The following is a 14,233-nucleotide window of genomic DNA, read 5'->3' as shown; positions in this document are numbered from 1 at the left end:
CCCTAGATTATAAGGTTTTGCCTACAGCAATCGACCGCCTTGAAGGTGTAATTGCCGCTGGCACCGATCAGCCAAGGCTTGGTCGTGGGTGACCAAAATAAGGGTGGAATGATTGGCTCGATTTAGCTCAAAAAGCAGCTCAATAACCCGATTTCCGCTAACCTCATCCAGACTGCCCGTGGGCTCGTCAGCAAATAAAATCTCTGGCTTCATGATGAAGGCCCTAGCTAGCGCTACCCGTTGCTGCTCTCCGCCAGACAAGGTCTTGGGGAAATGGTTGGCTCGCTCGCTTAAACCCACCTGCTCTAGGCAGGCTAATGCATTTTCCTTAGCCATACCCATCCCATTTAGGTCGGCTGGCAACATGACGTTTTCGAGGGCTGTCAAATGAGGTAGCAATTGAAGGGATTGAAATACAAAGCCTACCTTTTGCCCTCGTAATTTTGCCCGCCCATCTTCGTCAAGCTGATTGAGATTTTGGGCGACCAATTCAACATGCCCACTAGAGGGGGTATCTAAGCCGGCTAGAAGACCAAGCAAAGTACTCTTCCCAGACCCCGACGCGCCAGTAATAGCAACACTTTCGCCAGCAAAGACATCAAAGCTAATGTCGTGCAAAATAGTTAATGATCCATCGCTAGATAAAACTTCTTTACCTAGGTGTATTGCACTAAGGACCTTGACTGGAATACTCATAAATGAATCAATATATTTGGTTGAACTTCTTGAGTAAAAAATTGCAAGCCATATTGATGGCAAGCTCCCTATTTTGCCTGTTTATTCCCTTTGGCACACAGGCTCAGACCAATCCCGTTATTTTGGTTATGGGAGATAGTCTCTCGGCAGAATATGGATTGACACGCGGTACCGGGTGGGTAAAGTTCCTGGAGGACCAACTTCATAAAGAAGCTAGCCCTTGGACTGTTTTTAACGCCAGCATTAGTGGGGAAACTAGTTCCGGTGGCCTATCTAGATTACCAAAACTATTGGAGCAAAAGAAACCGGGAATTGTCCTTTTAGAACTTGGAGCAAATGATGCATTACGGGGCCTATCAATCCAAGAGTCAGATAGAAATCTACGCAAGATGATTCAATTAAGTAAAAGCTCAGGAGCAAGAGTGCTGTTATTTGGCATGCAGATTCCGCCCAATTATGGACAAGAGTACACCAAGCAATTTCAGGATCTGTATCCTAAGCTTGCTCGCCAGGAACAAGTTGAACTTGTGCCATTTTTTTTAAAGAACGTTGCTTCTGACATTGATTTATTTCAGGCAGATCGCATGCATCCTAACGAAAAGGCGCAAGCCATACTCTTTAAAAACGTATGGGGCGCTATGGCCCCATATCATGCACTACTTAAGAGTAAATAAGTAATTTAGCGATAAAGCTTAGCTACCCGAACTAGATGATGGCGGCTTAAGGGGATTAATTACCTTAACGCCAGCAACATCACGCCAGTAAGACATAAAGCCAGCAAATTCAGACTGGGCTGCCAATGCTTGAATTTGTTGCGCTTGTGCCTTATGAACCTTGGCATCAACACCTGCAGGTTGCCTTGTCTGATCAACGCGATACAAAATAGTGCCGATCCCGGGATTTTGAACAGAAACCAGCGCAGGGAATTTATCAGGATTGACGGACATCACTTCATCTAAAGCTCCACCCACTAAATTTGCAGGTTTATTACGAGAAACCCAAACCGGGCTAGCAAAGCCAGCACTATTCTTTGGATCATTTTCTAATGCCGCATAGCGATTTGCAGCAGCGCTGACGGCAAGTTTTTCAGCCATACGTTGACTTACTTGACGCTTCACTTCAGCGGCAACATCTTTGTATGGCAAAGTTTGAGCAGGATGAAAAATAACTACTCGCGCTGAAACAAAAACGCCTGGAGAGGTTTGTACAGCTTCAATATTGCGTTTGTTCTTAACAGCATCATCACCAAACAGGGATTGAACCACCTTAGGATTGGCCAGCGGATGATCTTTTGCAACGCCAGGTGCGCCGGAACGCGTTACGCCCTTCTGTGTTTGAACGCTAAGCTTTAACTTATCTGCAGCTGGCTTAAGACTATCTGACTGATCGTAAGTGATGTTAGCAAATTGATCCGCTTTCTCGCTAAATACTTTGGCATCTTCTTTTGGATCAGCTTTGAGAACGATGTACTCGACATCCACATACTCTGGACTCTCAAATAGCTTTGTGTTGGCGTTATAGAAAGCCTGTAAGTCTTCTTGGGAAGGGTTTACCTTGTTTAAATAATCTTTTGCATCAAATGATAGAGTCTGAACTTGACGCTCAGTCTCATAAAGGGTTGAAACAATTTCAGATAATTTTGGACTGGCGATTTCCGTACGGGCTACAGAGTTCACCAATTGACTGATTTTTAAATCAAAAGCCTGGCTCGCATAAAACTGCTCTTCATTTAAGCCATTACTAGCCAAGAGCTGTTTAAAGCGCGCATCATCGAAACTTCCATCTTGTTTATATAGAGCGCGAATCTGCGGAATATTTTGCAAGCTTTTCACGAGGGCTTCTTTCCCAACTTGTAAACGCAAATTGCTGACTGTAAATCCAAGGATGCGTTGTTGCAATAGCTCATTCAAAATTGCCTGTCTAAATTGGAGGCTTTGAGCAATCTGCGCGTTTCCACCAACGCGCTCAGCTTGACGTTTCGCAGCTGAATCTACTTCCTGAGCAGTAATGGGTTTGCCGTTAACTTTGACAATGTCAGTCTCTTTGTCCATGAAGCTGGAATAGCTAGAGATTCCAAAGAAGGCAAAAGATGGAACGATCAAAAGCATTAATACAAACTGCAGAATTCGCTGGTGCTTACGGACGGTATCAAACATGTAAAAGTTCGCTAGTAAAAAAGATGAATACCACGAGTGTACTAGGCACTGAGCAGATGGGTATTGAAATGCCTGAGTAGGCTAAGAAGAACTGACAAGAGTAATAGTTTGGTGGGCGCTGAGAGGCTCGAACTCCCGACATTCTGCGTGTAAGGCAGACGCTCTACCAACTGAGCTAAGCGCCCCAAAATATTACAGCTAAGATTGTAACCTAAGCGTGAGCTTAGGGTGGATTTTCGGCTATACCTGCCTCATTAGATGAGTACGATTTAACGAAAAATCACCCTATTTTCAGTGCTTAAGAACGTCTGAGGCAGCACCCTTTTCATTTGCCTTACTGGCTTCAGCGGCCTTTTTAGCCAACTCTTCAGGCGAAGGATCTGGCAAGGCTTCGGGCATACGTTCTAAAGCCAATTCCAATACTTTATCGATCCAACGAACTGGAATAATCTCAATTGCATTCTTAACATTGTCTGGAATATCAATCAGGTCTTTGACGTTCTCTTCAGGAATTAAGGCAAGCTTAATACCACCACGATGGGCAGCCAAAAGCTTCTCTTTTAATCCGCCAATAGGTAGCACTTCACCACGTAACGTAATTTCACCTGTCATCGCAACATCTGAACGAATCGGAATCCCAGTAAAGACTGATACCAAGGCTGTCGTAATCGCAATACCGGCAGATGGACCATCCTTTGGTGTTGCGCCATCAGGGAAGTGAATATGAATGTCCTTCTTCTCAAAGGCTTCATCCGTAATGCCAAGTCTTTTGGATCTAGAGCGAACTACTGTTCTAGCAGCCTCAACGGATTCTTTCATCACATCGCCAATAGAACCGGTGCGGGTAATAACACCCTTACCTGGCATCACAGCAGCTTCGATGGTGAGCAAATCACCACCCACTTCAGTCCAAGCCAAACCGGTCACCTGACCAACTTGATTTTCTTTTCCGGCCAAACCAAAGTCATACATGCGTACCGATAAGAATTTCTCTAAATTATCCGCATTCACAACAATCGGGGCAGCTTCTTTTTTTAAGAGCAATAGCTTTACTACTTTGCGGCAAATCTTGCTGATTTCACGTTCTAAAGAACGCACGCCAGCCTCACGCGTATAGTAACGAATCATGTTACGAACTGCGCTATCTTCAATCTTGAGCTCGTCCTTCTTTAAGCCATTATTTTTGATTTGTTTAGGAATCAAATAATTCACAGCAATGCTGGTTTTTTCGTCCTCGGTATAACCAGCTAGGCGAATAATCTCAAGACGATCTAACAATGGGCCAGGAATATTCAAGGAGTTTGAGGTAGCCACGAACATCACATCTGATAGATCAAAATCAACTTCTACATAGTGATCTTGGAATGTGTGATTTTGTTCTGGATCCAAAACCTCCAACAAGGCACTGGCTGGATCTCCGCGGAAATCCATACCCATCTTGTCTACTTCATCAAGAAGGAATAAAGGATTACGAACGCCCACCTTAGTGAGGCTACTCAAAATCTTACCTGGCATCGAACCAATATAGGTACGACGGTGACCACGGATCTCAGATTCATCACGCACACCACCTAAGGCCATGCGGACAAATTTTCGATTGGTCGCACGCGCAATAGATTGACCTAAAGAAGTTTTACCAACCCCAGGAGGGCCGACTAAACAAAGAATCGGAGCCTTGACACGATCAACGCGCTGTTGAACTGCGAGGTACTCCAAAATACGCTCTTTGACCTTATCCAAACCATAGTGATCTTCGTCCAATACTTTCTCAGCATTAGTAAGGTCGTTATTGATCTTGGTTTTTTTCTTCCAAGGCAGATTTACCAGCGTATCAATAAAGTTGCGGATGACCGTTGCCTCTGCAGACATGGGCGACATCAACTTGAGCTTCTTAAGTTCTGATTCCGCCTTTTTCAATGCTTCTTTAGGCATGCGTGCAGCCTTGATACGCTTCTCGAGCTCTTCGAGATCAGCACCCTCCTCGCCTTCGCCTAACTCTTTCTGAATCGCTTTTACCTGTTCATTGAGGTAGTACTCGCGCTGACTCTTTTCCATCTGACGCTTAACACGTCCACGAATACGCTTCTCAACCTGCAGAATATCAATCTCACTCTCCAGATCAGCCAACAAGCTTTCCAGGCGTTGTACAACATCCATCATTTCAAGTAAGCGCTGTTTTTGCTCTAGCTTTACAGGTAGATGCGCACAGATGGTATCAGCCAAACGACTTGGATCATCTATGCCACCGAGAGAAGAGAGAATCTCTTGAGGTACTTTTTTATTGAGTTTTACGTATTGATCAAACTGCGCCATGATTGCGCGGCGCAAGGCTTCGGTTTCATGCGCATCAATTGCATTGATAGCAGTTGGCGTTGCTTCGCAATTGAAGTAACCCAGACTATCTTCAATTTGACTGACTTCTGCGCGCTGCACACCTTCAACAAGTACTTTCACAGTGCCATCAGGCAATTTGAGCATTTGCAAGATATTGGCAATACAGCCCACCTCATAGAGATCCTCAATGACAGGCTCGTCCTTAGCGGCCGTTTTTTGGGCTACTAAAAGGACATTTTTGCCAGTTTCCATGGCAGCCTCGAGGGCTTTAATCGATTTTGGGCGACCCACAAACAACGGGATCACCATATGAGGAAATACAACTACGTCCCGCAATGGGAGCAAAGGTAGTTGAATTGGTTCAGAGGGTAACAATAAGTGGCCAGGCATGGGGCAAATCCTCCAAAGTAATCAAACCTCAAAAGTCTTGTTTAGAAGCAATTGAATCAACAACCACTAAATAGAGACAGTATTCATGAGTAGCATACTACCTATATGGGTAGGCTTTAGAGAAAAACAAGGGGTAAAAAAACAAAAAAGGGGCAAAAATACCCCAAAAATAGCGAAAACCCTAGGAATTTAAGCTTTTTTGCTTAAATCCAGCTGATCAGCATCCTGCTTGTAGACTAAAAGCGGTTTTCCACCCTCAGCGATACTGCTTTCGTCGATAACCACTTTTTGGACATTCTTCAGGGATGGCAGGTCATACATGACATCCATCAAAGAGCCTTCAAGGATAGATCTCAGGCCACGAGCGCCAGTTTTGCGGGCGATTGCCCTCTTGGCAATAGCTGATAGCGCCTCGCGACGTACTTCGAGCTCAGAGCCTTCCATAGTCAAAAGTGCCTGATATTGCTTAACTAAGGCATTTTTAGGTTCAGTCAGAATCTGAATTAAAGCCTCTTCATCCAATTGAGCCAAAGTCGCAACTACGGGTAAGCGTCCAATTAACTCTGGAATCAAGCCAAACTTAATCAGATCTTCTGGTTCAACCTCAATCAAGAGATCGCTAACACCGCGGTCATCTTTACCAGGAACAGTTGCATTGAATCCAATACCCGTTTTAGCGGTACGCTGCTGAATGACTTTTTCAAGTCCGTCAAATGCACCGCCACAAATAAACAAAATATTCGTTGTATCTACTTGCAAGAAATCTTGATTGGGATGCTTTCGTCCACCTTGAGGCGGCACAGAGGCCATCGTGCCCTCAACCAGCTTTAACAGCGCTTGTTGCACACCCTCACCCGATACATCGCGTGTAATGGATGGGTTATCTGACTTACGTGAAATCTTATCGATCTCATCAATATAGACAATGCCACGCTGCGCTTTTTCTACGTTGTAGTCGCAAGCTTGTAACAATTTTTGGATGATGTTTTCAACGTCTTCACCAACATAACCTGCTTCAGTTAGGGTGGTTGCATCGGCCATCACAAATGGCACATCTAACATGCGCGCCAATGTCTGCGCTAATAATGTTTTACCTGAGCCAGTAGGTCCAATCAACAAAATATTGCTCTTTGCAAGCTCTACACCATCAACCATTGCTTTAGCAGGGAGCTTAGATTCTTTCTTCTCCGCTCCCTCTACCGGCTTACCATCCTTATCCAACTTCTCTTTTTTAGGCTTAGGCAAATACTGTAGGCGCTTGTAGTGGTTGTATACGGCAACTGCCAATGTTTTCTTGGCATGATCTTGACCAATAACGTATTGGTCTAAGTTTTCACGAATTTGATGTGGTGTTGGCAGAGAGTCATCGCCCTCTTCCTTGGGAAGCTTGGCAATTTCTTCTTGAATAATGTCTGTGCAAAGATCAATGCACTCATCGCAAATAAAAACAGATGGACCAGCAATAAGTTTTTTAACTTCATGCTGGCTCTTGCCGCAAAAAGAGCAATACAGAACTTTGTCTGCTGAATTCGTAGTGTTGGTATCGCTCAAAATGGACTCTGTATATTTCTATGAAAGATTAAGGACGCTTCTCGATAACCTTATCGATCAAACCATAATCACGGGCTTGCTCAGCAGACATAAAGTTGTCGCGATCAGTATCCTTGGCAATCGTTTCGATTGATTGGCCGGTGCGGTCTGCCAAAATTTTGTTCAAGCGCTCACGCAAATACAAAATCTCACGAGCTTGAATCTCAATGTCAGATGCTTGACCGCGTGCACCACCTAATGGCTGATGAATCATGACGCGTGAATTTGGCAAAGCATAGCGCTTACCTTTTTCACCGGCACACAATAAGAATGCGCCCATACTTGCTGCCATGCCCATACACAATGTACTGACATGCGGTTTGATGAATTGCATTGTGTCGTAGATAGCCAATCCTGCAGAAACTGAACCACCTGGAGAGTTGATATACAGAGAAATTTCTTTATCTGGATTTTCACTCTCAAGGAACAGTAATTGCGCGATTACCAAATTAGCAGTTTGGTCGTTTACTTCCCCTACCAAAAAGACTACGCGCTCACGCAATAATCTTGAGTAGATATCGTAAGCACGCTCACCTCTACCAGAGGTTTCAATCACCATTGGAACCAAGCCCAAGCCTTTCGGTTCTAGATTTTCAGACTGAGAATGGTTGTAGATCATTTCGAAACCTCTTGTTGGTAAATGGATGACTTAGTAGTTAACTTAGTTTAGCTTGCTGAGTTCTTCGAAGGTAACCGCTTTATCAATTACCTTGGCTTGGGATGTGAAATACTTAATCACGTTATCTTCAAGCACGAGGTTTTCAATATCCTTCAAGCGACTCGGATTGCTGTAGAACCAACGCACCACTTCTTTTGGATCTTCGTATGTAGCAGCTTGCTCGTCAATTTCGGCTTTAATTTGGTCTGCGGTAGCAGCCAAGTTTTGCTTTTTAACTAACTCGCTGAGGATCAAACCAAGACGAACACGCTTGGTAGCTTGCTCTGCAAAAATTTCAGCAGGGATAGGAGCGTCTTTAGCATTCGGAACACCGCGCTGCATTAAGTCTTGACGGGCGCCTTCAACTAAGCGCTCTTGCTCGGAGGCAACCAAAGACTTAGGAACATCAAGTTCGCACAAGCTATTGAGCTTATCCATTACTTCATTCTTGAGCAAAGAAGTAATGCGACGCTTTACTTCGCGATCTAAATTTTCTTTTACTTCAGCACGCATTTTCGCAACGCCGCCTTCAGTAACACCTAAAGACAATGCAAATGCATCATCAACAGCTGGTAGATGCGGCCAATTGACTGACTTCACAGTAATAGTGAACTCTGCTGTTTTGCCTGCAACATCTTTGCCATGGTAATCAGCAGGGAAACTTAATGGGAAAGATTTGCTCTCGCCTGCTTTAAGGCCCAATGTTGCAGCTTCGAACTCAGGCAACATGCGCCCTTCGCCCAACACGTATTCAAAGTTTTCCGCTTTACCACCGGCAAACTCAACACCATCAATCTTGCCAACAAAATCAATCACCACTTGGTCACCGCTTTGTGCGGCAACATTAGAGCCGCCGTCGCCATGGGCACCAGCTTCAACACGTGGGTGGTAATGAACCTGCTGCTTACGCAGCACATCTAAGGCGCGGTCAATTTCTGCCTCGCCAATATCGGTTGTGTGTTTTGTAACTTCTGCTTTGCTAAAGTCGCCAATTTTTACTTCTGGCAACACTTCAAAGAAAGCATCAAAAACAATCTTGTCAGCATCAATTTCGCTCTTTGGCTCAAGGCGTGGTTGACCAGCTAAAGCAACACCTTCTTTTTGAGCTTGGTCATAAAAGAGTTCAGCAGCTTTATCAAATTGGAGTTCAAAATCCACTTGCATGCCATGTTGTTTTTCAACGAGATTCTTTGGTACCTTGCCTGGGCGGAAGCCGGCCATTTTCATGGTCTTACCAACTTTAGCCAAACGGGCTTCACGCGCTTTTGCCAAATCGGCACGAGCGAATTCCAAAGTCATTTTGCGGTCTAGTGAACCTAAATTTTCTATCTGCACAGCCATTCTCGTCTCTTAGTTGAAATCTGTAAATGTGAAGTCCAAGCCAAGTAGCAATCTTGTGGTGCGAGGAGGGGGACTCGAACCCCCACACCATTTCTGGCGTCAGGACCTAAACCTGGTGCGTCTACCAATTTCGCCATCCTCGCGATATTCGCAAACTGCCAAGCCTAGACTTCACTCTAAAGACCGTAATTCTACAATGCCTAGGGTTTTAGAGGATCTTTTAGGCCTTGTAGAGCAAAGCAACGGCATGGACGGCAATGCCCTCGCCTCTGCCTAAATGGCCCAGGGATTCATTTGTCTTGGCCTTAAGATTGACGTGACTGGGGGTCACCGCCAAATCTGAAGCAATATTGCGGACCATTTCTGGCAACAAATCCGCCAATTTCGGCTTTTGGCAAATAATGGTGGCATCAACGTTACCAATCTGAAATCCCGCTGCCTGGATCTTTTGCAAGGCGCTTCTTAGCAAGATACGACTGTCCATATCCTTAAATTGAGGATCTGTATCCGGAAATAACTGTCCAATATCATTTAAACCTGCAGCGCCCAATAAGGCGTCTGTTAAGGCGTGCAATAAGGCATCTGCATCCGAGTGACCCAATAATCCCTTTTCAAAGGGCACATGGACTCCACCCAGGATCAACTTTCGGTCCGCTACCAATGCATGTACATCGTAACCCTGGCCAATACGAAATTGCGGAATATGGGGATTGCTCTGAGTCATATTGGATTTCTCATTGTTTGGCACGTGAACTTAACAGCAATTGCATTAACTCCCAATCCGCTGGATGTGTGACCTTAAAGTTACGAGCGGCACCTTCAATCAATAAAGGTTTAGCTCCAGTTAACTCGATTGCGCTTGCTTCATCAGTAACGTCAGCCTCAAGGCGGATAGCATCCTGCAGGGCATCATGCAATTGTTTTAAACCAAACATCTGTGGCGTTTGTGCTTGCCAGAGATGCTCGCGTGGAATAGTTCTCTCTGATTGCGGGATGTTGCCCGCAATCACTGAATCTAGATCGGCCTGTTTTAAGGTATCAGCCAACGGAACGGCTAGAATGCCGCCACTATTGGATGCCTGTACTGAGTGAATGAGTTTCTCAATCAATGCAGGGGTGATACCTGGTCTAGCTGCATCATGAACCAGTATCCAGTCATCCTCGGGAATGCCAGCCTTTAGCATTGCTGTGAGCGTGTTTCGGACTGTTTCTTGTCGTGTTGGGCCACCGGTTGCTACGAAATGAATATCGGCCCCAGTGCTTGCAATAGCTCCTAAAATAGGGTTCTCGATAAAGCCAGGACTGACACCAATCCAAATAGACTGGATCAGTGGAGACCCCTTAAAGGCTTCTAGCGCGTAAGAGACCATGGGTTTACCGGCCAGCTGCTGAAACTGCTTAGGCAACTCACCACCTAGGCGCGAGCCAGTACCTGCCGTTGGCAAAAGGGCATGGCATTTCTTAATGGAATGATTTCCAGGGTGCATACCTGATTCTATAATGAGCACAGATGTCTGATGCATTAAATCTAGCACCCCCTATACCTGCTCCGCGGGCTGGGCAGCGCTTTACCTTTTCAGGTCTGGTGGGTTCAGCAGATGCCGCTTTAATCGCCCAAACCGCCCTGCGCTACCGCAATCAGTTTTCAGTGATGGTCATTTTTTGCGCTCAAGCCCAGGAGGCCCAGAGGCTTCTAGAAGAAATCCCCGCTTTTGCTCCGCAGCTAAAAACCAGGCTCTTGCCTGATTGGGAAATTCTTCCTTATGACCATTTTTCACCGCATCAAGATTTGGTTTCAGAACGACTCGCGACTCTGTATGAATTACTGAATGGTAGTTGCGACATTGTTTTAGTTCCAGTGACAACCGCTTTGCAAAGATTGGGGCCGCCGAACTTTTTATCTGGCCATACTTTTTTCTTTCGGCAAGGCGACAAACTGAATGAAGCTGCACTAAAGCTGCAACTGCAACAAGCTGGCTATGATCCTGTGAGCGCTGTAATGCGTCCCGGTGAATACAGTATTCGGGGTGGCTTGTTTGATTTATTTCCTATGGGATCAAATCTGCCATACCGATTGGATCTCTTTGGTGATGAAATTGAACAGATTCGGGCGTTTGATCCGGATACGCAACGAAGCCTATACCCCGTCAAGGAAGTCCGCCTTCTTCCTGGCCATGAATTTCCATTTGATGATGCTTCACGCACTGCTTTTAGAGGCCGCTGGAGAGAAGTATTTGAGGGTGATCCGAGTCGCTGCTCTATTTACAAAGATGCCAACCTAGGCATACCTAGTGCAGGCATTGAATCCTACTTGCCCCTCTTCTTTGAAGAGAAATCCAACCTTTTTGATTATTTTCCCCGCTCAGGCGACCCTGTATGGCTTGTCAGTATTGGTGATGTTGAAGAAACCATCAAAGGGTTTTGGAAGGACACGCTTTCTCGTTATGAGTTCCTCAAGCACGATCTTGATCGCCCCATTCTTCCTCCAAAAGAATTATTTTTGGATGTCGATGAATTTTTCACCACCTCTAAATCTTATGCACGTCTAACGCTAGAGAAAGACGGCGCTGAAAAAAGTCAATTCTTAGCCGTACCAGATATTGCGGTCCATCGTCGCGATACTGATCCGATCAACCTATTGCGCAAAGTAGTGTCATCTGAAAAGGTTCGTGTATTAGTTTGCAGCGACAGTGCAGGACGTAAAGAATCGATTCGACAACTCTTTGATGAAAGTAATTCGGTTGCTGGATTGGACGGTAAACCACTCTACCCGCTAAAGCCAGAGAGCTTTGACAGCATTGCCGAGTTTATTAAAAGTGATTCATTATTTGGATTGGTAACTGCACCGCTCTTTAATGGATTTTCATGGCCAGCTGAAAATCTCCTGGTCATTACCGAGGCAGAGTTATTTACCACAACAGCAAGGCAGAGGCATAAGGGTAAAAGCAATGAGAATGCTGATCCTGACATGCTCTTTAAGGATCTGTCTGAGCTAAAGATCGGCGATCCCGTAGTCCATGCCGAACATGGTATTGGACGCTACCAGGGATTAGTGCTTCTGAATTTAGCTCCGCCTAAAGAGGCGCCAATTTTTGAAGAGCTCTTGCATTTACAATATTCAGGACAGGCAACTTTGTATGTTCCTGTTCAGCAATTACAAATGGTCACACGTTATGCAGGCTCTGACCCTGATTCAGCTCCACTGCATCAATTAGGTTCGGGCCAATGGGATAAGGCCAAACGCAAGGCCGCCCAACAAATTCGAGATACCGCAGCAGAGTTATTAGGACTCTATGCGGCTAGAGCGATACGCAAGGGTCATGCTTTTGAATTCTCAGCCCATGACTATGCTGCTTTTGCAGAAAGCTTTGGCTTTGAGGAAACTCCAGACCAAGCCAATGCTATTGCAGCCGTTATTGGCGATATGACGAGCGGCACGCCAATGGACCGCTTAGTCTGCGGAGATGTTGGCTTTGGGAAGACCGAAGTAGCACTCCGAGCAAGCTTTGTTGCAGTCATGGGTGGAAAACAAGTCGCCATTTTGGCGCCCACCACCCTACTGGCTGAGCAACATGTGGCCACCTGGAAAGATCGTTTTGCTGATTGGCCTGTCCGTATTGTTGAGTTATCACGCTTTAAAACAACCAAGGAAATTAATGCAGCCCTAGAGGCCATTGCGAAAGGTGATGCCGACATCATTATTGGCACGCATAAATTACTCTCCAAGGAAACCCAATTTGCCAATCTTGGACTAGTGATTGTGGACGAGGAACATCGCTTTGGAGTACGGCAAAAAGATGCTCTTAAGGCATTACGTGCTGAAGTCGATATTCTGACGCTAACCGCTACACCTATTCCAAGGACCTTGGGCATGGCTATGGAAGGTTTACGTGAGTTTTCCATTATTGCCACTGCCCCACAGAAACGTCTGGCAATTAAGACCTTTGTTCGTCGCGAGGGAGATGGTGTTATTCGTGAGGCCGTGCTTCGCGAAATTAAACGCGGCGGCCAGGTCTACTTCTTGCATAACGAAGTTGAAACCATTCAGAATCGTAAACATGCTTTACAAGAACTGATTCCGGAGGCGAGTATTAGTGTTGCGCACGGACAGATGCATGAGCGCGAGCTAGAATCAGTCATGCGTGAATTTGTTACACAGCGTACCAATATTTTGCTGTGTACCACGATTATTGAGACAGGTATTGACGTACCCACAGCGAACACCATTATCATGCACCGCGCAGATAAGTTTGGTTTAGCTCAATTACATCAACTGCGTGGCCGTGTAGGCCGCTCACATCACCAGGCTTATGCTTATTTACTAGTGCCAGATCCTGAGGCACTCAGTAAGCAAGCGCAGTTGCGTCTTAATGCCATTCAAGCCATGGAAGAGCTTGGCTCTGGCTTCTATTTAGCTATGCATGATCTAGAAATTCGGGGGGCTGGTGAGGTACTAGGGGACAAACAATCCGGTGAAATTCATGAGATTGGCTTCCAGCTATATACCGAGATGCTTAATCGTGCTGTTAAGTCCCTGCGCAGCGGGAAGGAGCCTGATTTACTTTCACCATTGCAAGCAACCACCGATGTAAATCTCGGCGTTCCCGCTCTCTTTCCTGAAGACTACTGCCCTGACGTTCACGAGCGTCTATCCTTATATAAGCGTTTTGCTGGTACAAATGATTTCTCAGAACTCATGGGATTGCGTGAAGAATTGGTTGATCGTTTCGGTGACCTTCCCGATCAAGCTAAATCGTTTTATGAGACTCACCGTCTACGTTTAGAGATGACCGGTTTTGGAATTAAAAAGATTGATGCCACACCTGCATCTATACAGATTCAATTCATCCCAAACCCACCGATTGACCCGATGAAGATCATTCAACTTATCCAGTCCTCTAAGCATATTCAACTTAATGGCCAAGATAAGCTTAAGGTACTTCCTCAAAAAGATCGTGAATTCGAGAAGTTAGAACAACGTCTTGACGCTATACGCAATATCTTGCGACGCCTCAATGATTCTGCAGTGTTGAGCTCTGCAAAAGTAAGCTAACAATCCGATATTATT

At 45.4% G+C, this 14,233-nt stretch carries 10 protein-coding genes and 2 tRNA genes; 2 read left to right on the top strand and 10 right to left on the bottom strand.

What is annotated here, in order from left to right; translation table 11 throughout:
* Positions 1-21: 21 nt before the first annotated feature.
* A complete protein-coding gene (locus tag ICN44_RS06455) occupies positions 22-696 on the bottom strand; it encodes an ABC transporter ATP-binding protein (RefSeq protein WP_216263199.1) in 675 nt (224 codons plus the stop codon).
* A 2-nt stretch (positions 697-698) separates the two neighbouring features.
* Here ICN44_RS06455 and ICN44_RS06450 point away from each other — a divergent pair, with 2 nt between their 5' ends.
* Positions 699-1,370: an arylesterase gene (locus ICN44_RS06450; protein ID WP_216263198.1), complete on the top strand. Its 672-nt coding sequence runs from the start codon at positions 699-701 to the stop codon at positions 1,368-1,370.
* Between the two features lie 18 nt (positions 1,371-1,388).
* Here the strand turns inward: ICN44_RS06450 and ICN44_RS06445 are convergent, their stop codons facing one another.
* From ICN44_RS06445 to ispD, 9 genes are all read right to left on the bottom strand, one after another.
* Positions 1,389-2,852 carry a peptidylprolyl isomerase gene (locus tag ICN44_RS06445; RefSeq protein ID WP_216263197.1) on the bottom strand — a complete coding sequence of 488 codons (1,464 nt, stop codon included), beginning with the start codon at positions 2,850-2,852 and terminating at the stop codon, positions 1,389-1,391.
* A 109-nt stretch (positions 2,853-2,961) separates the two neighbouring features.
* Positions 2,962-3,037: transfer RNA gene (locus ICN44_RS06440), tRNA-Val, on the bottom strand.
* A 106-nt stretch (positions 3,038-3,143) separates the two neighbouring features.
* The gene (gene lon, locus ICN44_RS06435) at positions 3,144-5,576 is read right to left on the bottom strand and encodes an endopeptidase La (protein ID WP_215322156.1); all 2,433 of its coding nucleotides are present in this window, start codon (positions 5,574-5,576) and stop codon (positions 3,144-3,146) included.
* A gap of 189 nt (positions 5,577-5,765) precedes the next feature.
* Positions 5,766-7,127: an ATP-dependent Clp protease ATP-binding subunit ClpX gene (gene clpX, locus ICN44_RS06430; RefSeq protein WP_216263196.1), complete on the bottom strand. Its 1,362-nt coding sequence runs from the start codon at positions 7,125-7,127 to the stop codon at positions 5,766-5,768.
* Between the two features lie 28 nt (positions 7,128-7,155).
* Entirely contained in the window at positions 7,156-7,785 is a 630-nt protein-coding gene (gene clpP, locus ICN44_RS06425) for an ATP-dependent Clp endopeptidase proteolytic subunit ClpP (protein ID WP_072582405.1), read from the bottom strand.
* A 42-nt stretch (positions 7,786-7,827) separates the two neighbouring features.
* A complete protein-coding gene (gene tig, locus ICN44_RS06420) occupies positions 7,828-9,165 on the bottom strand; it encodes a trigger factor (protein WP_216263195.1) in 1,338 nt (445 codons plus the stop codon).
* Between the two features lie 56 nt (positions 9,166-9,221).
* A tRNA-Leu gene (locus ICN44_RS06415) sits at positions 9,222-9,308 on the bottom strand.
* Between the two features lie 77 nt (positions 9,309-9,385).
* On the bottom strand, positions 9,386-9,889 hold the full coding sequence (ispF, locus tag ICN44_RS06410; RefSeq protein WP_216263194.1) for a 2-C-methyl-D-erythritol 2,4-cyclodiphosphate synthase: 504 nt from the start codon (positions 9,887-9,889) through the stop codon (positions 9,386-9,388).
* 10 nt (positions 9,890-9,899) lie between these two features.
* On the bottom strand, positions 9,900-10,652 hold the full coding sequence (gene ispD / locus ICN44_RS06405) for a 2-C-methyl-D-erythritol 4-phosphate cytidylyltransferase (protein WP_216263193.1): 753 nt from the start codon (positions 10,650-10,652) through the stop codon (positions 9,900-9,902).
* Positions 10,653-10,675: 23 nt separating this feature from the next.
* Here ispD and mfd point away from each other — a divergent pair, with 23 nt between their 5' ends.
* Positions 10,676-14,218: a transcription-repair coupling factor gene (mfd, locus tag ICN44_RS06400; RefSeq protein WP_216263192.1), complete on the top strand. Its 3,543-nt coding sequence runs from the start codon at positions 10,676-10,678 to the stop codon at positions 14,216-14,218.
* Positions 14,219-14,233 lie beyond the last annotated feature (15 nt).

The organism is Polynucleobacter sp. JS-Fieb-80-E5, from assembly GCF_018882015.1.
In the GTDB taxonomy this organism is placed as follows: domain Bacteria; phylum Pseudomonadota; class Gammaproteobacteria; order Burkholderiales; family Burkholderiaceae; genus Polynucleobacter.
This window is presented reverse-complemented; position numbering and strand designations above follow the sequence as displayed.